Annotated in this window: 14 protein-coding genes; 5 read left to right on the top strand and 9 right to left on the bottom strand. The window is 70.3% G+C overall.

All coding sequences use genetic code 11. From position 1 onward, the window contains the following. Positions 1-81: 81 nt before the first annotated feature. Positions 82-2,226 carry an RICIN domain-containing protein gene (locus AB0M73_RS06390; protein WP_363888025.1) on the bottom strand — a complete coding sequence of 715 codons (2,145 nt, stop codon included), beginning with the start codon at positions 2,224-2,226 and terminating at the stop codon, positions 82-84. A 202-nt stretch (positions 2,227-2,428) separates the two neighbouring features. Between AB0M73_RS06390 and AB0M73_RS06385 the strand changes: the two genes are divergently transcribed. Both AB0M73_RS06385 and AB0M73_RS06380 read left to right on the top strand, forming a co-directional pair. After that, entirely contained in the window at positions 2,429-3,820 is a 1,392-nt protein-coding gene (locus tag AB0M73_RS06385) for a hypothetical protein (RefSeq protein ID WP_363887607.1), read from the top strand. A 28-nt stretch (positions 3,821-3,848) separates the two neighbouring features. Then, positions 3,849-7,202: a TM0106 family RecB-like putative nuclease gene (locus AB0M73_RS06380; protein WP_363887604.1), complete on the top strand. Its 3,354-nt coding sequence runs from the start codon at positions 3,849-3,851 to the stop codon at positions 7,200-7,202. Between the two features lie 98 nt (positions 7,203-7,300). Here the strand turns inward: AB0M73_RS06380 and AB0M73_RS06375 are convergent, their stop codons facing one another. From AB0M73_RS06375 to AB0M73_RS06360, 4 genes are all read right to left on the bottom strand, one after another. After that, positions 7,301-7,708, bottom strand: coding sequence for a hypothetical protein (locus AB0M73_RS06375; protein WP_363887602.1), 408 nt, complete (start codon positions 7,706-7,708; stop codon positions 7,301-7,303). Between the two features lie 129 nt (positions 7,709-7,837). Then, the gene (locus AB0M73_RS06370) at positions 7,838-8,491 is read right to left on the bottom strand and encodes a response regulator transcription factor (RefSeq protein ID WP_363887599.1); all 654 of its coding nucleotides are present in this window, start codon (positions 8,489-8,491) and stop codon (positions 7,838-7,840) included. Positions 8,492-8,722: 231 nt separating this feature from the next. Further along, positions 8,723-10,762, bottom strand: a complete 2,040-nt coding sequence (locus tag AB0M73_RS06365; protein ID WP_363887596.1) for a histidine kinase — start codon at positions 10,760-10,762, stop codon at positions 8,723-8,725. A gap of 10 nt (positions 10,763-10,772) precedes the next feature. Beyond that, positions 10,773-11,870 carry a hypothetical protein gene (locus AB0M73_RS06360; RefSeq protein WP_363887594.1) on the bottom strand — a complete coding sequence of 366 codons (1,098 nt, stop codon included), beginning with the start codon at positions 11,868-11,870 and terminating at the stop codon, positions 10,773-10,775. A gap of 74 nt (positions 11,871-11,944) precedes the next feature. On the opposite strand from AB0M73_RS06360, the gene AB0M73_RS06355 reads away from it, so the two are divergent. Further along, the gene (locus AB0M73_RS06355; RefSeq protein ID WP_363887592.1) at positions 11,945-13,690 is read left to right on the top strand and encodes an N-6 DNA methylase; all 1,746 of its coding nucleotides are present in this window, start codon (positions 11,945-11,947) and stop codon (positions 13,688-13,690) included. 12 nt (positions 13,691-13,702) lie between these two features. After that, complete coding sequence (locus tag AB0M73_RS06350; RefSeq protein ID WP_363887590.1) at positions 13,703-14,581, top strand: serine/threonine-protein kinase; 879 nt, start codon at positions 13,703-13,705, stop codon at positions 14,579-14,581. A 519-nt stretch (positions 14,582-15,100) separates the two neighbouring features. Here the strand turns inward: AB0M73_RS06350 and AB0M73_RS06345 are convergent. Next, positions 15,101-15,268: a hypothetical protein gene (locus AB0M73_RS06345; RefSeq protein ID WP_157494541.1), complete on the bottom strand. Its 168-nt coding sequence runs from the start codon at positions 15,266-15,268 to the stop codon at positions 15,101-15,103. Beyond that, positions 15,265-15,864 (bottom strand): TIGR03086 family metal-binding protein, encoded by a 600-nt coding sequence (locus AB0M73_RS06340; RefSeq protein WP_363887588.1) that lies wholly within the window; start codon positions 15,862-15,864, stop codon positions 15,265-15,267. Before AB0M73_RS06340 ends, AB0M73_RS06345 begins: the two co-directional genes overlap by 4 nt. A 55-nt stretch (positions 15,865-15,919) precedes the next feature. Between AB0M73_RS06340 and AB0M73_RS06335 the strand changes: the two genes are divergently transcribed. Continuing rightward, positions 15,920-16,345, top strand: a complete 426-nt coding sequence (locus tag AB0M73_RS06335) for a MarR family transcriptional regulator (RefSeq protein ID WP_363887585.1) — start codon at positions 15,920-15,922, stop codon at positions 16,343-16,345. On the opposite strand, the gene AB0M73_RS06330 is transcribed toward AB0M73_RS06335, so the two are convergent. Together AB0M73_RS06330 and AB0M73_RS06325 are read right to left on the bottom strand one after the other, a co-directional pair. Beyond that, a complete protein-coding gene (locus tag AB0M73_RS06330; RefSeq protein ID WP_363887582.1) occupies positions 16,320-17,768 on the bottom strand; it encodes an SDR family oxidoreductase in 1,449 nt (482 codons plus the stop codon). The two genes, AB0M73_RS06335 and AB0M73_RS06330, sit on opposite strands and share 26 nt — an antisense overlap. A 24-nt stretch (positions 17,769-17,792) precedes the next feature. Further along, positions 17,793-19,520 (bottom strand): DUF5107 domain-containing protein, encoded by a 1,728-nt coding sequence (locus AB0M73_RS06325; protein ID WP_363887580.1) that lies wholly within the window; start codon positions 19,518-19,520, stop codon positions 17,793-17,795. Positions 19,521-19,583 lie beyond the last annotated feature (63 nt).

Here is a 19,583-nt window from a genome sequence, read left to right as displayed (position 1 = left end):
CAGGGAAGGACGCCTTACCCTCGTTGAACGAGGGTAAGGCGTCCTTCCCTGCGTTGGCTCCGGTTCAGCGAACCGCGATCATCACGGGTAGCTGACGATGTTCACCGGGCTGGTGTTGGTCGGGGTCTGCGCACCGGTGTCGTTGATGACGTGGGTGATGGACCCCTTGTTGCCCAACGACAGGTCAAGGATGTTGTGGAACTTGACGTTGCCGTTCTGCGGCGCCTCGAACGAGTGGTAGTTGACCACGCTCGGGTTGGTGTTGAAGAAGGCGTACACGCCCATTCCCCACGCCTCGTGGCTGGTGACGTTGGCCCCCACCTTGTACGAGGCCCAGCCCTGGGTCGAGCCGTTCATGTACGCGCCCTGGTTGGGCACGTCGTAGGGCATCTCGCTCTGGTAGAAGATCGTCTTGCCGCCGTTGCCGTTCCAGATCACCTGGTACTGCTGGTAGTGCTCGGCGAACAGGCCGTAGGCGGTGACGTTGTTGCCGTTGACGACGAGGCCGTTGGCGCCGGTGTTGGTGTTCCAGCCCGAGGTCCCGTTGTTGTCGTCGTGGTCGGCCCGCCAGATCCAGGTGTCGTCGGTGATCGTGTTGTTGCTGTTCACGACCAGCGACCGGGTGGCCTTGCCGACGGTCGCGCCGCCGAGCCGGAAGTGCACGTCGGACAGCACGGTCGGGTCGGCCGCGTGGTCGGCGGTCGCGCCGTTCGGGCCGATCTGCACCAGCTGCTGCGAGTTGACCGTGCCGCCGTCGATCAGCAGGCCGGCGATCTTGATGCCGTTCACGTCGGCGGTCTGGATGGCGGTGATGCCGTTGTCCGGCACGAAGGTCGCGACGCCAAGGCCCAGCACCACGGTGTCCGGACGCGTGACGTTCAGCGTCTGGTTGAGGTGGTAGATGCCCGGCGTGACGATCAGGTTCTTGCCGGCCGCCAGGGCGGCGTTGATCGTCGAGGCGGTGTCGCCCTGCTTGACGATGTAGAAGCCGCTCATCGGCAGCGAGGTGCCGGCCGGGTTGCCTCCTGCCCACGAGGTGCCCGAGCTGTTGGTGCGCAACGCCGGCACGAACACGCTGTAGTTGCCGCTGCCGTCGACGTACAGGTACGGCTTCTCGGCGATCACCGGGCTGGTGTTCAGCGTGGTGTACGGCGGGTTCGGGAACGTGTTGCCGGGCGCGCCCTGCACGCCGGAGAACACCATGTTCCAGTTCTGGCCGTTCCAGCTGCCGATCTGGTCGTTGCGCGACAGCCACTGCTGCTGCGAGCCGGAGATCACCTGGCCGGTGACCCGGGAGTCGGCCAGGAAGCCGCCCGAGGACCAGCCGTTGTCGTCGAGCTTCAGGTTGCCGTTGACCTGCACCCGGCGCAGCGGGTCGGCCTGGGACACGGCCCAGGTGTTGGTGCCGCCGGGCGGGTTGATGGTCAGGCCCTCGGCGTCACGCCAGAAGTTGCACGTGGCGTTGCCGCCCATCCAGTCGGCCTCGACGTGCACCTGGCCGTTGATGGTGACCTGGCCGGGGGTCAGGCCCAGGCCGGCGACCTCGGTGTAGAAGCCGACGTTGGCATCCACGTTGTAGGTGCCGGGCGTGAACAGCAGCGCGTAGCGGCCGGTGCCGAACTGGGCCGACTGCTGCTGGTTGAACACCGAGTTGAGCTTGTTCTGGATCGTCGACTGCGGCGTGGACGGCGTGAAGACCGACACGTTCGGGCCGAAGTCCGGGCTGCCGGGCGGGGGTGGCGGCGGAGGCGGCGTGGTGCCGCCGCCGCTGAGCGAGAACGTCTGCGCGGCCGAGCCGTTGCAGGTGTACTGCTGCAGCTGCACGCTGTCGTTCACGGACGCGCCGGGCACGTCGAGGCACTTGCCACTGTTGCGGTTGATGAAGTGGTAGTTGCCGTTGCCCTCGTCGACCGGCTGCCACTGCTGGTTGGCGCCGCCGCCGTAGGTCCACAGGTGGACCACCGCCGAGTCGGCGGTCGACACGTTGGCGACGTCCCAGACCTGGGCGGCCGCGGTCGACGCGCCGACCTGGTAATAGCCGGAGTCGGTGGCGGTGAACGTCCACGACTGGGCTGCGGTGCCGTTGCAGGTGTACTGCTGGACGGCGGTGTCGTTGGCGGTGGCGGCGGAGCGCGCGTCGACGCACTTTCCGCTGCCCGCATTGGTGACGGTGTAGGTGCCGGGAGACACCGCGGCACTGGCCGCGGGCGCCATGCCGAAGGTCATGGCGGTCGCGGACAGGGTCACGACCGCCGCGGCGAGCGCGGTGGTACGCACAGGGGTCACAGGGCCCTCCTGCTTCGCTGGGAGAGGACAGGTCTGAGTTGGCGGCCCCGACGAGGCCGAATGTTATGGGGGTCACAGGGGAGCGTCAATACACGCCTTAAAATAAGACCAAGACGATCTCGCCGACGAGGATCATGCTCGCATGGCGACAAGGCGTCCGATCAGCACCGGGACCGCCGTGGCCGGCCTGGCGGCGACGCTGGCCCTGGCCGCGCTGGCGGTGCGGCTGCCGGCGTTCGCGCCGCTTCTGGCGGCCGTCGCCGGCTGGCTCGGCGTCGAGACCTGGCTGCGACACCATGTCGGGACCGCCGGGTTCCGGCACAGTCTGCACGATCAACTTCTCCGGTCACGGGCGGGGTACGCGTCGTCACAGCGAGCGCGTTTGGCTCAACAGCCCCGAAGCGCGATGGCGCAGTTCGTGCTCGACCAACTGGACGCCGACGATGGGCCGATCCCCGCATTGTTGCCGTTCCGGCCCCATGCCGACCTCCGCAGCTACGCCGCGGACGAGCTCGCGGCGCAGCACAAACCCTTGCGCAAGCGGACTTCGGCCGGGTCGACGCTCGCGGCCGAGCTGTTGCGGGCCGGCCTGGTGTATCCGGTGCTTGCTCACGTTCCCGGCGTGAAACCCCGCTGGACAAGGGAAATTCTCGGGGCCGTGGTCGCCGGCGCGCTGGCCGTGGCGGCGATGGCCTGGCTGGAACAAACCTGGAACATCAAGCCTGCCACCTATCATCGGACGATCACCTTGGCCCTCGGGCTGGCTCTGGGCTGCCTGGTGCCGTTGGCCGAGGTCGTACTGGCGACGTCGAGCGGCCGTCGCATCCGGGTCGCGGCCGTCGCCCTGACTCCCCTGACCTTCATGCTGTGCTGGACGATCCGCAAGTCGTGGGACCCAAGCTGGTGGCAGCACGGCTTCGGCATCCGTGAATGGCTTGTCGTGTCAACGATTGCCGTCATATCGCTGGCCGTCGGCCTGGGCACGTCGTCGACGCGTGGCCGCAACCGCGTGTCGCCGCAGCGGATCACGCAGCTGGCGTGGCTGTCCGTCGCGTCGATCGCCGCAATCGGGCTCGGGCTGCTCACCCCCGTGCTGGCCGGCCCGCCGCCGGAGCCGCAGTTCCGTCACGTGTCGGCGTGCTCGCTGCTGCCCCGGGAGGCGCTGGCCCGGATCGCGCCGTTCATCGACGGACCGCCCGGGGTCACCTTCAGCGAGGCGACCGTCAACGGCTGCGAGTGGTCCCAGACCCACGGGCCGCTGCCGATCCTGTTCATCGCGATCGACGCGTACGTCGGCAACGGTGACATCGAGACGTCGAAACGGGAGTTCGCGCTGTCCGTCGCGGCCGTCGGCGGCGCCACGCGCACCGTCGACGGGCCGTGCGACCAGACCACCGAGGTGCGGGGCAGCCACGGCATCGAGATGGTGGTGCGCTGCGGCAACCTGGTTCTGACGGTGTTCAGCCTGGATCCCGACCCGCACCTGGCAGCGCGACTCGCCGAGGAGGCCGCGCGCGTGGCAACCGCTGGTTGATCTACCGCTGTGGAAGACTGTGCCGGCGATGTTCACCCCAACGGACCTGGCCGACCTGCTTGAGTGCGAGCACCGGAGCGTGCTCGACCAGGCGCTGACCGCCGGGCTGCCCGGAGCTCCGCGGCCCGATCCCGGCGGCGACCAGCTGGCCGTCAAGCACGGGCAGGCGCACGAGCTGGCGGTGCTGGAGCGGCTCAAGGCGTCACACGGCGTGGTTGAGATCTCCGGCGACGACCCGGAGGCCGCCACCCTGGCCGCGCTGGAAGCCGGCGCGCCGGTGATCTACCAGGCCGTCTTCCGCGACGGTGATCTGACCGGGCGGGCGGACTTTCTGATCGCCGACGCCGACGGCCGGTACGAGGCCTATGACACCAAGCTGGCCCGCCATGCCCGTCCGGCGGCGGTGCTCCAGCTGACGGCGTACGCGGATGCCTTGCGCCGCACCGGTTTCCCCACCGGGCCGCACATGCACCTGTTGCTGGGCGACGGCAGCGACGTGGCGCTGCGGGTGGACGACTTCGTGCCGCTGCTGGATCGCCTGCGGGCCAAGCTGTCCGTGCGCAAGCCCTCGTTGCCGCCGCGGCTGTGGGACGACGCCCGGCCGGCCTGCGGCACCTGCAAGTTCTTGAGCACGTGCGAAACCGGGCGCGAGAAGGACCGCGATCTGTCGCTGGTCGCCGGGATGCGGGCCGATCAGCGGCGCAAGCTGGTCGAGGCCGGCATGGGCACCATCGACGCGCTGGCCGAGGCTGCCCCCGAGGACCGCCCGCGCGACCTGTCCGCGACCACCTTCACGGCGCTGCGGGCGCAGGCGGCGATCCAGGTGCGGCAGGACGCCACCGGGAAGATCAGCTACGAGGTGGTGGACGGCTCTGAACTGGCCAGGCTGCCGGCGCCCAGCCCCGGCGACGTCTTCTTCGACATGGAGGGCGACCCGTTCGCGCTGGCCGGGACCGGTCTGGAGTACCTGTTCGGCTCCGTGACGACCGACGGGTTCATCCCGTTCTGGGCGCATTCCCGGGCGCAGGAGAAGAAGGCCTTCGAGGAGTTCGTCGACTTCGCCTCGGAGCGGCTGGCTTCGAATCCCGGCGCGCACATCTACCACTACGCGCCGTACGAGGTGACGGCGTTGAAGCGGCTCGCCGCCGTGCACGGCACCCGCGAGGAGGCGGTCGACGACCTGCTGCGCGGCGGGGCGCTGATCGACCTCTACGCCGTGGTGCGCAAGGCACTTCGGGTGTCGCAGCGGTCCTACTCCATCAAGTACCTGGAGCCGCTGTACATGCCGTCGGCCCGCGACGGCGACGTGAAGACCGCCGTGTCGAGCATCGAGGCGTACGAGGAATACCTGACGCTGCACCAGATCGGCGACGCGCGGGCGGCCGAGGTGTTGCAGGGCATCAGCGACTACAACGAGTACGACTGCGTGTCGACGCGGGAGCTTTTCCACTTCCTGCACCGGGTTCGCGTCGAGGCCGACATCGAGACCGTGGCAGAGATCCCTGAGGAGGATCTCCTCACACTGGCCGAGGACCTGGTCGCCGCCGAGCGCCGGGCCGAGCGGGCCGCCCGGCTGGCGGCGCTCGTCGACCCGCTGATGGCCGGCCTGCCCGACAATCCGGCCGACGCCACCGACGACGAGAAGGCCCGCGCCCTGCTGGCCGCCTCGGTCGGCTACCACCGCCGGGAGACCAACCCGGCGTGGTGGGAGTTCTTCCGCCAGGTGGCCGCCCCGCTGTCCGATCTGGAGGTCGACACCACCTGCGCCGTGCCGGTTTCCGTGCAGGCGGGCGACTGGCAGCCGCCGGCCGGCCGAGTTCGCCTGGCCAAGCGCGTGCTGACGCTCGTGTGCGACCCCGACCGGCCGCATCCGTACGCCATGGGCGACCAGGTTCGCCTGCGGTACGGGGATTCCACGCGGGACGCGGTCGTCAGCGCCGCCACCGCCGAGGAACTGACCTTGGTCGAGAGCGCCAAGCCCGACGAGACCTCCGACGGTCGCCCCAACGCGGTTCTGCCGGGATCGCCGGTGATGCCGAAGCCCAAGGACGAGGCCGTCGCCGATCTCGCGCAGCTCGCCGTCGACAATCTGCCTGCGCTGCCCCAACATCCGGGCATCGACCTGTTGCGCCGCACTCCCCCGCGCCTGCGCGGCGGCGTCGAGTTGCCGCCGCACGGCGAGGATCTCGTGCGCACGGTGATCGAGACCGTCGACCTTCTGGATGGGTCGACCTTGGCCGTGCAGGGGCCGCCCGGCGCCGGCAAGACCTACCTGGCCGGCAAGCTCATCGCGCATCTCGTCGGCTCCGGCCGAACCGTGGCCGTGACGTCCACCAGTCACAAGGCCGTCGAGAACGTGTTGCGGGCAGCCAAATCCTCCGCGCCGACGCTGCCGGCCGCCAAGCGACCGAAGAAGGCAGCGGAGAAGGACGTCCCGTGGGAGCAGCCCAAGGACAACCCCGGGCTGGCCCGGTGGCGGGCCGAGCACACGGACGGGCACCTGGTCGGCGGCACCGCGTGGACCTTCGCCAACGCCGCCATGCGGGCCGAGCCCTTCGACGTGCTGGTGATCGACGAGGCCGGCCAGTTCTCGCTGGCCGACGCCCTCGCCGTCTCCATGTGCGCCCGCAACATCGTGCTGCTCGGCGATCCCCAGCAGCTGCCGCAGGTCGTTCAGGGCACCCATCCCGCCGGCGCCGAGGCCTCGGCCCTGGGGCACCTCATCGGCGACAACGACGTGATTCCCCCGTCACTGGGCTACTTCCTCGACCAGTCGCGGCGCATGCACCCCGCCGTCTGCGAACCCGTGTCCCGCCTGTCCTATTCCGGTCTCCTGCATGCGCATCCGTCCGCCGCCGAGCGCGGGATCGACGGCATCGACTCCGGCCTGTACCTCGCCTCCGTCGACCACCGCGGCAACACCACCCGCTCCGTCGAGGAAGCCGCCGCCGTCGTCGACATCGTCCGCTCCCTGCACGGTCGCAAGTGGACGGACAGCTCCGGCGTGCGTCCCCTCGGCGACGAGGACATCCTTGTCGTCGCCCCGTACAACCTCCAGGCCCGCGTCGTCACCCGTGCCCTTGAGGTCGCCGGCTTCCCCGACGTCCGGGTCGGCACCGTGGACCGCTTCCAGGGCCAGGAGGCTCCCGTCGTCATCACCACCATGACGTCGTCGTCCGCCGCCGACCTCCCCCGCGGCCTGGACTTCCTGTTGTCCCGCAACCGGTTGAACGTCGCCCTCTCCCGCGCCCAGGCCGTCGCCGTGCTGGTCTGCTCCCCCAAGCTCGTCGAGGCCGACATCCGCACCGTCGACCAGATGCGCCTGGTGTCCGGCATGATCGGCCTCATGAACGCCGCCCAGGAGTGGCGCCACACTCCCTGACACCGCGAGTCCCGCTCTCGGGCAACCATGACGCAGGTTCGGTCCGTCTCCGTCGGGCGGGGCGGTGCGGGGCGGACCGCCGCCTCGCACCGATCCGATCAGCCTCGGCCGTAACAGACCCACCAGTCGGTCTTGTTCGACGTCGGCACCTCGCAGGTGGTCCAGGTGTCCGGCGCGGGCGCCTGCTCGTACGAGCCGTCGGTCAGCTGGAACCACCAGTGCAACGTGGTGTGCCCCTTCCACCACCAGCGCTGCAGGTAGTACGTGCACGCCCCGGGATTGCCCACCCGCACGATGGGCGAGTCATTGATCTGCTGCCCCTTCTCGTTGGTGCCGGTCACATTCGCGTGCCACACCGTGTTGCTCGCGCCGTGTTTCGGGGCACACAGCACCAGTTGCTGGCCGTTGGTCCCGGCCGTCGCGGTGCCCGCTCCGGCAACCAGCAGACCGAGGACCACCGCGACCGTGGCCGTCGCTTTCCTTGTGAAAGAACGATATGCGCTCATGGCAGGCAACCGTGCCGGCTGACCGGCCGCCCCGACAACATCGAAGGGACAGGCGGCCGGCCAGATCGGCACGATTCAGCTGGCAGCGGTCAGCCGCGGCCGACACCGGCGTCCGGTGCCCATCGGGCGTCAGCGGCCGAGGCCCGCGTCCCTGGCCCGCACGATGGCCTGCGCGCGGTCCGCCACCTGCAACTTGGCGAAGATCGACGAGATGTGGTTGCCCACGGTCTTCACCGCCAGGCCCAGCTTGTCGCAGATCTGGGGGTTGGCCAGGCCGGCGGCGATGAGGTCCAGCACCTCGCGCTCACGGTCGGTCAGCTGGGGGAAAGGCAGGTTCGGCAGGTCCTCGGGGCCACCGCTGAGCAGGGCGTCGACCCGGCGGGCGATGCTGGGCCCGAAGATCACGCCGCCCTCGGCGACACAGCGGACGGCACGCAGGATCTCGTCCTGCTCGGCCCCCTTGAGGATGTAGCCGCGGGCCCCGGCGCGGACGGCGGCGAAGACGGAGTCGTCGTCCTCGAACATGGTCAGCACCAACACCGCCGTACTCGGGGCGACGGCGACGACGGCGCGGGTGGCGTCGATGCCGTCCAGCTCGGGCATCTGGATGTCCACCAGCAGCACGGACGGCCGGTACGCGGCGGCCGCCTGGATCGCCTCCCGCCCGTTGACCGCCTCGGCCACCACCCGCATGCCGGGTGTCGAGGCCAGCAGCGCCCGCAGACCGCTACGCACCACGGGATGGTCGTCGGCCAGCACAACAGTGATCTCGGGGTCGGGCACCTGCTGCTCCTGTGGTCGTGGCGAACGAGGTCTTGGTCACCCGGCCCGGCCGGGAAGAACTTCCCGGTCCGACCGGGTGCCTGCCCCCTGGGACCGGGAAGGCGGCCGAGGCAGGCTGTGCAGTGTCGGGGGCAGTCCGCCCTCACCTTCCCAAGGAGCCACCCATGGCAGCAGAGGACTTCGGCATCGTCGCGCGCTTTTCCATCCCGCACGCCGAGTTCGCCGGGAAAGTCACCCCGGGGACGCCGGTGAGCTACGGGTAAGCCCCGCGCGCCGTCCTCCCCCGGCGTCGAGCGGGAGGGCGGCGCTGACTCGGCCGCCGCCGGGGCTCGGACCGCTGCGACACCAGCCGTCCACCTCGGCGGCGCGCTCGGCCATCGACGCCGTGCCGACGCCCGGCGCCCAGGCCGTGGACGAGGAACCGCCGTTGTCGGCGACCTCGATGCGCAGCTCGTCGGAAACCGAGATCTGCACACGAGCGTGATCGGCGGCGGAGTGCTTGGCGGCGTTGGTGAGCGCCTCGACGACGATCCGGTACGCCGCGACCTCGACGGCCGCCGGCAGGTCCAGCCGTCCGCCGGGGGCGTCGATGACGATCCGCAGCGGATCTCCGCCGGCCCGGTAGCTGAGCCGATCGGCCTGCTGCCGCAGGGCTTCCACCAGCCCGAGCTCGTCGATCGCCGGCGGACGCAGGCCGTCGACCAGACGCCGGATCTCGCTGATCGCCGCGTTGGCGTGCGCACGGAGTTGACCGAGCAGCTCCAGCGCGCCGGCCGGCTCGGCGGTGACGAGGTTGCGCGCGGCGTCGGTCGTGAAGGCCAAGCCGCTCAAGGTGGGGCCCAGGCCGTCGTGCAGATCTCGGCGCAGCCGACGGCGTTCCTCCTCGCGCGCGGACACCAGCCGTTGCCGCGACGCCTGCAACTCCGCCGACAGCACGGTCGCGCGGACGGCGACGGCCAGCGGCGCGACCAGGACACCGAGCACCCGCAGGTCCTCGGGATCCAGCCGTGACTGTCCCTGCCGGACGCCGACCACCAGTTCCACGTCGCCATTGTCCGAGCTCAGCAGCGGCAACACCTCGACACGCCCACCCGGCTGACCAGATGTCGCCGTTTCTCGCCCGTCCAGTCGGAAGGCCGCGAACGGCAGCCGCAGCGACTCCCGCACGGCCGTCAGCAGATCGTCGAGGGAGCCGGGATCCCGGCGCAGGCGATCCCCCAGGTTGCGCAATGCCCGCACGGGATCGCCGCGATCCCCGTAGAAGAGACGATCGATGCCCCGTTGCAGCCACGCCCGGCCCGGCTGGAACGCGATGGCGACGCCCAGCGCGACCAGGGCGGCCCCGATGTCACCGAGCCGGCTCTGCAACACCAGGTCGAAGACCAGAACCACGCCGCTGTAGAGCAGCACCACCGCCCCGGACAGCACCAGATACAGCAGCGTCCGCGACACCACCAGCTTGATGTCGAACAGCTGGGGGCGCAGCAGGCCGATGGCCATCGCGACCGGCTGTAGGAAGATCAACACCTGCAACGAGGTGGCGCTGATGCCGAACGGCGCCCACGGCACCGCGCACAGCACTGCCAGCATCAGCCACAGCATCTGCCGCCGCTGCCGCTCGTCGCCGTCCCGGTAGCGGACCGCGAGCACAACGACGTCGATCAGCATCGGCACGACGATCGCCGCCAGGTCCAGCTGCGGGCGGATCGGCTCCAGCACCGGGATCGCGAACGCGCCCGTGTACGGCGGCGGGCCGCCGACCGAGTACGGCGAGGTGGTGATCAGGCTCCACCACTCGAACGCCACGGCGATGATCACGGTCAGGCCGGCGACCGGCCGGAACCTGCGGGTCAGCGTGCCGGTGGGGAACAGCAGCAGCGCGAACGGGATGAACAGCCGCAGGCCCAGCGGCCACGACGCCGTCGCGGCGGTGACGATCACGCCGAGCGTCGGCTCGGTCCAGCCGTGCACCAGCCCGAAGCTGAGCAGGCCGACCAGCAGGACGGTGGTGGCGTGGGCCGCGCCGCCGCACAGCAGCAACCACCCGATCGGATTACGCGAACGCCGCCAGGCCACCAGCGCGCCGCACAGCGCGAAGGTCATCGCCAGCAGGCTGTCCGTGACCAGGAAGTTCTGCACCCCGTCGGCAAACGTCCAGCCGTCGCCGAACCACAGTGCGACGCCGCCCACCACCTCGGCGACGATCACGCCATAGCTCAGCCAGGCCCACCAGGTCACCCTCCTGGGGGAGCCACCCTTGCCCCAGCTCACCCCGCATACGCTACCCAGAGTTCCGTCGCCAGTATTTCCGGTAGCCGGCACGCCGGGATTCCGCCACGTCCGCCAGCACCACGCTCACGTTGTCCGGCGCTCCCCCGCGCAGCGCCAGGTCGACGAGCTGGTCCACCGCGTCGTCCGGGACCGCGACGTCGGCCAGCACACCGGCGATCGTCTCGTCCGTGAGCACCGCCGTCAGGCCGTCCGAGCAGACCAGGTACCGGTCGCCGGCCTTGAGCCGGTAGGAGAAGACGTCCGGCTCCGCCTTGCTGCCGGTCTGCACCGCCCGGGCCAGCATGTTCCGGCGTGGGTACGTCTCCGCCTCCTCCGCCGTGATCCGCCCGCTGTCCAGCAGCGACTGCACCAGCGTGTGGTCCTGGGTCATCTGCCTCAGCTCGCCGCCCCGCCACCGATACGCCCGCGAATCCCCGATGTGCACGCCCGCGAGCACTTCGCCGGTCCAGAGCAGTGCGGTGATGGTCGTGCCCATGCCGTGGAAGCTACTGTCCCGCGCCGCCATGGCGTCCAGCCGCCGCAGCACTTCGCCGGGAACCGAGCCAAGCGCGACGCTCTTCTCCACCCCGCCGAACTTCCCGACTTCGGCGGACTTCTCAACTCTGCCGAACTTCCCGACTCCGACCGACCTCTCAACTCCGACCGACCTCTCGACACCGGCGAACTTCCCAGCACCGGTCGACCGCCTGCTACGGGCCGACTTCTCGACACCGGCGGACTCCTCAACTCCGGCCGACCTCTCGACTCCGCCGAACTTCTCAACTCCGGCCGACTCCTCAACTCCGGCCGACTCCTCGATGCGCGTCGACCGGCCGAGACCGAACCACCTGCCCAGTCCGGCGGACTTCTCAAGTCCGACCGACTTCTCAACTCCGGCGGAGTTCTCGATGCCGACCGACTTCTCCAGTTCGGCGAGGACCTGGACGGCGACCGCGCTGGCGACCTCACCGTGGGCATGGCCGCCCATGCCGTCGGCCACCGCCAGGACGTGTTTGCCCAGGTGGACGGCGTCCTGGTTGTAGCCGCGAAGGCAGCCCGGATGGGTGCGTGACACGGCGGTCAACCGGAACTTTGATGTGTTCGCCATGTCACCAGTGAATCAGTTGTGAACTGGGTTCACAAGCAAAATGGCAGTGCACTGGTGCTGCTAGGCTTCGCTCGGTGAACTCCGGAGCCACCGTCAGCGCCGCCGACATCGCCCGACTTGTCGATGTCGGCCGGGCGGCCGTCAGCAACTGGCGGCGGCGGTTCGACGACTTTCCCCGGCCGGTCGGCGGCAGCGCGGCGAGCCCGCTGTTCTCTCTCACCGAGATCGAGGACTGGCTGCGGCGCAACGGCAAGGCGTTCGAGGTGTCCACCGCCGAACGCACGTGGCAGGCGCTCCGCTCGGGCGTCGACGACCTCCGGCTCGGCGAAGAGGTCGCCCGGGCCGGCATGTTCCTCTCCGGCAGCGGCGGCTTCGACGACTCGCAGTTGGCACGACTGCTCAACCAGCTGGCCGAGGAGCACGGTGCCGCCGGCGCGTACGAACTGATCGTCGCCCGCTACGTCGACGCCCACTCGCGCCGACTCGCCGTCACCCCGCCGGCCGTCGCCGAGCTGATGGTCCGCCTCGCCTGCCCCGACGGTGGCGTGGTGCTCGACCCGGCGTGCGGGGTCGGCACGCTGGCCGTGGCCAGCACCGCGCACGAGGTCTTCCTCCAGGACATCGACCGGGCCGCCATGGTGATCGCCTCGTGCCGCATGACGCTGCGTGACACCGACGTCGACATGGCCACCGGCGATTCGCTGCGGCGTGACCGCTTCGCCGGCCAGCTGGTCGACGCAGTGCTGTGCGATCCGCCGGTCAACGACCGCACCTGGGGGCACGAGGAACTGGTCGCCGATCCGCGTTGGGAGTACGGCGTGCCGCCGCGTGGCGAGCCGGAGCTGGCATGGCTGCAGCACTGTCTCTCCCACGTCGGCCCCGACGGCATGGTGGCCATCCTGATGCCGCCGACCGCCGCGAGCCGCCGGCCCGGCCGTCGGATCCGGGCCAAGCTGCTGCGCACCGGCGCTCTGCGGGCCGTCATCGGACTGCCGGACGCCGGCTCCGACCTGTGGCTGCTGTGTCGGCCGGCGCCGGAGTCGCGGCCGCCGTCGACCGTGTTGATCACCGATGAGCTGGACGGCGTCGAGAGGGCGTGGCTGGACCCGTCCGCGGCGGACGCGGTGCGGATCATCGACCTGCTCGACGACGACGTCGACATCAGCCCGGCCCGGCGGCGGCAGCTGGCCCAGGGGCCGGACATCGGCCGCGAGTTCGCCGCCGCCGTCGAACGGTTCCGCGGCTTCGACCTCACGCCGCCAAACCTGACCGTGCTGATCGAGCACGCGTCCGCGCCGACCACGACCGTCGGCGACCTGATCCGGTCGGGTGCTCTGACCGTGCGGCACGCCCCCGTCAAACTGACGCCGGGTGACGGCGTGCCCGTGCTGACCATGGACGACCTCGCCGAGGGCCGTCCGGCGAGTGAGCGTGCCGCCGACACCGGCGACCTGGTGATGATCGAGCCCGGCGAGGTCGTCGCGGCCCCGACCGGCATGGCGCGGGTGGCGACGGCAGCCGCCGCGCTCGGGCCGTACCTGACGGCATACCGCGTCGACGAGCAGCAGCTCGACGCCCGGTTCCTGGCCGGCGCGCTGCGGGCCTCCACCGCCCGGCCGACCACCGGCTCCAGCCGTCTCGACGTTCGGCGGACGCAGGTGCCGCGACTGGCCCTTGGCGAGCAACGGGCGTGTGGGGAGGCTTTCGAGCGGCTGCTGGCGTTCGAGGACCAGTTGCGGGAGGCCGCCGCGGTCGGCGGCTCCGTGGTGCGGCTCGGCGTCGACGGCCTGGTCGAGGGTAGCCTGCGGCCAGGACGCTAGCGGGAGGGCCGGATGCTCATCGCCGACCGGTACGAGCTCGACGACCTGCCGCTCAGCCGGGGCGGCATGGGCGCCGTGCACGGTGGCTACGACAAGCACCTCGACCGCCGGGTCGCCGTGAAGTTCCTGCACTGGCCCGGCGGTTCCGACGACGAGCTCGAACGGCGCTTCGTCCGGGAGGCCCGGATCCTGGCCCGGCTGGAGCATCCCGGCGCCCCCGTCCTCTACGACTTCGGGGCGCACGAGCACCGGCTGTTCCAGGTCATGCAGTTCATCGACGGCGTCACCGTCGCCGATCTCGTCAGCGAGCACGGGCCCCTTCCCGTGCCGTGGGCCGCCTCCATCGCCGCCCAGTCCTGCGCCGTGCTCTCCGCCGCCCACGCGCTCGGCATCGCGCACCGGGATCTCAAGCCCACCAACCTGATGCTGTGTCCCGACGGCAGCGTCAAGGTGCTCGACTTCGGCCTGGCCCTGCTGCGGGAGTCCGACCTCGCGCAGTTCACCCGCGCCGGCCAGATCCTCGGCACGCCCGCCTACATGGCCCCCGAGCAGATCCAGCGCGGCGCTGCCGGGCCGTCCAGCGATCTCTATGCCCTGGGCTGCGTGCTGCACGAGATGCTCACCGGCCGGCAGCTGTTCACCGGCCCCACCGCCTACGCCGTGTTCGACAAGCAGGTCAAGGAGTTGCCGCCCGCCGTCCCTGGTGTGCCCGCCTCCCTCGACCAGCTGCTCCAGGACGTCCTGGCCAAGGACCCCGCCCGCCGCCCCGCCGACGCCGCCGCCCTCTACGACCTTCTGCTGCCCTTCATCACCGATCTCCCACCCCTACCGGGTTTCCTCGACCCCGTCCACCCCTCCCGCCTGTACTCCCACGTAGCCGGCCGCCGCTAACCCCCGCGAGTCACGCCCTCCGACCCACCGAACCCCGGTTTCCGGCACACCCCCGCGAGTCCCGCCCAGCGTCACACCGAAACCCGTTTTTCGGTAGGTCGACCGCTGCATTAACGACGCCCCAAGCGTATCCACGGCTATTCCCCCGACTCGGGGGCTTTCGACCAGGCCGGCATCCCGCTCCCCGGACCATCGCCGGGCAAATCCCTTGTCCTGCTTGGCAATGCCGCGTTCCCAGCTTCGTGTGCTTGACTCGGATTCGGGGGCGCCATCGTGCGCTGGCGAAAGAGCAGCCCCAATCCAGCCTAGACCTTGAATCTGGGAGCCCTGGCCGGCCACGGGACCGGAGGCCGAGTCACTGGCAGCTTCGTGACGACGGTCGCGCGAGCCAACGATGGACGGGACAGGACTGGTGCCAGGGTTGGGTTTGAGCGCCGAGCAACGCGTGGGCTCTGTGTCGGCGGGGGCGGGAAGGCTACCTGTTCCACCGACCAGCGCGATCCGCTGCGGGCCAAGGGTTCACGGCGTTTCACGCTCCGCGGCCAGGTCGTTGATGATCCACTTCAAAGCGCTGACGGCGTTCGAGTAGCGCAGGTACCGGGGGTTCTGGTTCGACTTGGGCTCGCAGCGGGATCGCATCCGGCGGAGCTCGTCGATCATGTCGCGCAGGCGGTCCGTCTCTGTCATGCCACCGAGGCTAGCCAGGAGGGCGAGCGGCCCAGGGCGATGAGGATCTGGTCCAGCGGGGTGGGGGCGTCGCCGACGAGAAGGGCGGGGGCGAAAGGGGCGTCGGGGGCGAGGCGGTTGGCGTCGTTGGGCACGGAGAGGGCGATCGGTAGGGCGAGGTCAAGGGTGGCAGGGGGCAAGGTGTAGTCGAGGCCCAGGGAGCGCGCGACGTCCCAGCCGTGGACGACGTAGTCGATGAGGTGGAAGGAAATGGCCTGAGCGGCGGGGAAGCGGGAGACGGGGTGGAACTCGGGCAGATCGAAGGCAGAGGAGGGCGCGGCAAAGGCGGAGAGCACGTCCAAGGCGGCCTCGGTGTAGGAGGCGACGGGGCGAGAGCCGAGGGGCAAGACCTGCCAAGCGGTGAGGTCGCTGCCCTGGCCACGGGCGGCGGCGGCGAAGCCACGGTGCTGAGCGGTCATGTGGGCCAAGAGGTCGGAGAGAGACCAACCGGCGCAAGGAGTGGGGCGGTCAAGGGAAGCGGGAGTGACACGGGAGACGACGTCGATGCTGGCCTGAATGACGGTGCGGTGCTGGACCAGGAGCGAGTTGATATGCATGTGCTTACGATAAGCAGATGCATACGGTAGACGCAAGGCGGTTACCATAAAGCTCATGCGACGGGATCTGGCGGCGATGATCGCGCCGCTGCAGAGGGCGCTGATCGCGGCGGAGCTGCCGGTGCTGAAGGAGCACGGCGTGAGCATGTGGGGCTACGTGGTTCTCAACGCCCTGGACGGAGAGCCGGTGAGGACCCAGGCGGCGCTGGCGGAGTTCATCGGGGCGGACAAGAGCCGGATCATCGGCGTGCTGGACGAGCTGGAGGACGAAGGCCTGCTCGAACGCACCAAGGACCCGGCGGACCGGCGAGCGCGTTTCGTGGCCATCACGGAGGAGGGTCGCCGGAAGAAGCGGGCGATCCAGAGCGACATCCACCGCACCGAGGAGCGCCTGCTGACGAAGCTCCCGAAGGAAGACCGGGAGGCGTTCCTGCGAGCGCTGGACGTGCTGTCGGCTACCGAGATCGAGCCGCCCCGGTGATGTTGCGGACCATGCCGCCGAAAACCAGGTCGTGGAACGGGGAAATGGCCTTCCAGTACACGTGCCCGGCCAAGCCGTGGGGCTGGAACACGGCGCGCTGGCGGTAGAGGCTGCCGCCGTCGACGGACGGCTCGACGCCGAGCTCCAACCAGGCCCGCCCGGGCAGCTTCATCTCCGCCCGCAGGCGCAGCAGACGGGGGCGGTCCAGGCTCTCGACCCGCCACCAGTCCAGGGCCTCGCCCACGTGCAGTCGACGGGGATCGCGGCGGCCACGCCGCAGGCCGACGCCGCCGACGAGACGGTCGGCCCAGCCCCGCACGGCCCACGCGAGCGGGAACGAGTACCAGCCGTGCTCGCCGCCGATGGCCTCGATGACCTGCCACACCTGCTGCGGCGCGGCGTCGGAACGGTGTTCGCGGACGTCCTCGTACAGGCTGCCGCCGGCCCAGTCGGGGTCGGTGGGCAGCGGATCGGCGGGCTGGGCGCTGGCGTCGGACCAGCGGGTCGGCACGTCGGCGCGGGCGATCCGGGCCAGGGCCAGCTCCAACGCCTCCTCGTAGTGGGTGAGCCCGCCGTCCGGATCGGGGATGTGCCGGGCAATGTCGTGCTCATGGCAGACGACCTCGTGCACGAGCGACTCGATCAGCGGCACGGCGATCGACCCGGGCACGGGCGTGACCAGGTTGACCCACTGGGCGGAAAGCCAGGGCGTGAGCACGGGCACCGGCAGCACCAGCCGCCGCGGCAGGCCGGACACGACGGTGTAGCGGCGCATCATGTCCAGGTAGGTCAACACATCCGGGCCGCCGATGTCGAAGGCCCGGTCGACGTCCGGCGGCAACGAGGCGGCGTGCACGAGGTAGTGCAGCACGTCTCGGACGGCGATGGGCTGGATCCGGTTGCGCACCCAGCGCGGGGTGATCATCGCCGGCAGGCGTTCGGTGAGGTAGCGGAGCATCTCGAAGCTGGCGGAGCCGGAGCCGATGATCACGGCGGCCTGGAGCACGGCGGCCGGCACGCGGCCGGCGAGGAAGATCCGGCCGACCTCGGCCCGCGAGGCGAGGTGGGCGGACAGCTGTGTGCCGTCCGGCACGATGCCGCCCAGGTAGACGATGCGTTTGACGCCGTGCTCGGCCGCCGCGTCGGCCACGGCTTGCGCCGCCGCACGGTCCACGTCGACGAAGTCGTGCCGGTTGAGCGAGTGCACGAGGTAGTACGCGACGTCCTGACCCTCGATCGCCGCCCTCACGTCATCGGCGCTGGTCACGTCGCCGCGAACGGCCTCGACGCGGTCTCGCCACGCGGCGTCCTGGAGCTTGTCGGGGGTGCGGGCGACCACCCGGACCTCATGGCCGGCGTCCAGCAAGGCCGGGACGACCCGGCCGCCGATGTAGCCGGTGGCGCCGAAGACAACACATCGCATGCCTTCGAGGGTGCTCCCCCGCCGTCAGTCCCGCAGAACGGAGACCATCCGGAAGTCGTACGCGGCAGGGATGGGCTCGTCGCCGGCGATGAGCCGCCACGTGTCGGTGAGGGACTCCTCGCCCTCGCGGAGGTCGGCGACCTCGAAGCCGGTGTCGTAAATGGCACGGGCACCGGCGACGTCGCCGAGGGCATGCCGGATGCGGGCGTCCAAAAGGCGCAGACGACCAAGCGTGGCAACGGCTTCCGGCAGGGAAGCCAGGATTGACGCGGCTTCGACGGCCGAGCCCGCGGCCAACAGCGCCTCCAGGGTCTCCACGGCAAGGCCCGGCGCCGAAGGCGCGAGCTCGATGGCCCGCAGCAACAACCCGACGGCCCGGTCCGGACGGGCAAAAGCCAAGGCGCGCAAGGACCACGGCGACTCCGCCAAAGCCAAGGACTGCTCCCACGCGGACACGGCGCCGAGGGTGTCGCCGTGATACCACCGGGCAACACCCAAGTGGTACAAGGAGATCCACGACTCGGGGGCGGCCTCCAACAACGAATGCCAAGCCACCAAGGTGCATCCGGGCGGCGACAACGGATCCCCGACGGGCATGGCCCCGTCCAGCAACGCCAACCAAGGCAGCTGCTCAAGACCCAACGAGCCAAAAGGCGTGCCGGGCAACGGATCGGTGCCGGTGCGCAGCAACTCCAGGGCGCCCCACCCCGAGCCGGAGAACAACACCGTCGGCTCGGCGGAGGCCACGGACCGCCAAGAATCCAGTGGCAGCGAAGGGAAATCGCCGTAGGGGCCGTAGGCCTCCAACCAATCCCACGACGCGCCGCCGGGCATCGGGAGGTACTCGAACTGGGTGGGTGCCAGACCGGCCTGGATCTCCAGATAGCCGTCGGTCCCCGGCGCCAACCACGACTGCCAGCGCCGACCACCGGCGCCGGTCCCCCACACGAACAACTTCCGGCCCCGCAAGCGATCCGTGGACGCCTGCATCAGCCCGAAGCCGTCGGCATCCACGGCCGCGATCCACGGCTGACGATCAGAGGGAATGTCGTAGAACAGGTCGGCGGCATCGCGGTCGTCGACCGAGACGAACGAGGCATCCACACGGGACAGTCGCTGCGTGTACCCGTAGTGCCAACCGGAAGAGGCCGGCACCAGGATCCGAGTGTCCGAGCGTAGGGGAACGGCGGCGTTGGACCACCAGTAGGCGGGAACCTCGTGCTGCCAAGGATTCCGGATCCGCACGCCGACGTAGAGGAAAGAGGAATCCGGGGGCAGCCACAGATCGACCTGGTACACGAGGTTCCGGGTCCGCTCCCACTCCCACAGCCGCAGCACCGGCGAGCCGTCGGGCCCCTCCACGGTGCCGGCGTACATCGGCGCGCAGGTCATGGTGGTGTGGCCGGTGCTGCCGAGGTTCCACTCCACACCGCCGGCGAACCAGGCGTTGCGCAGGGCGAGGTTCGCCGGCTGGAAGACGGGGTTGCGGAACAGCAGGTCCCGACCCGACGGCTTGTGCACCAGCGAGTGGAGCCGGCCGCCGAGCCCGGGCAGCACGGTGGCGGCGAGGTGGTCGTTCTCCAGCACCACCGCCGGCAGGGCGGTCTCGGTCAGTGACCGGCCGTAGCCGTCCTGAAGCAGGCAGGGCAGCACCTTCTCCATGCCCTCGCCCAGCACGGGCAGCGGGTTCTCCGGTCCGAGGGCGGCGGCGGGCAGCCGCAGCTCGGTCACGGTCAGTGCGGTACGCCCCATGGCGTTGATCTAATACCCGGCAAACGTTTGCGATCCCCGATTCGCTCGCAACCCGGCCGCGAG

Source organism: Kutzneria sp. NPDC051319, assembly GCF_040682195.1.
Classification (GTDB): Bacteria; Actinomycetota; Actinomycetes; order Mycobacteriales; family Pseudonocardiaceae; genus Kutzneria.
Note: the sequence above shows the minus strand (reverse complement) of the source record. Positions and strands in the feature narration are given on the sequence as shown.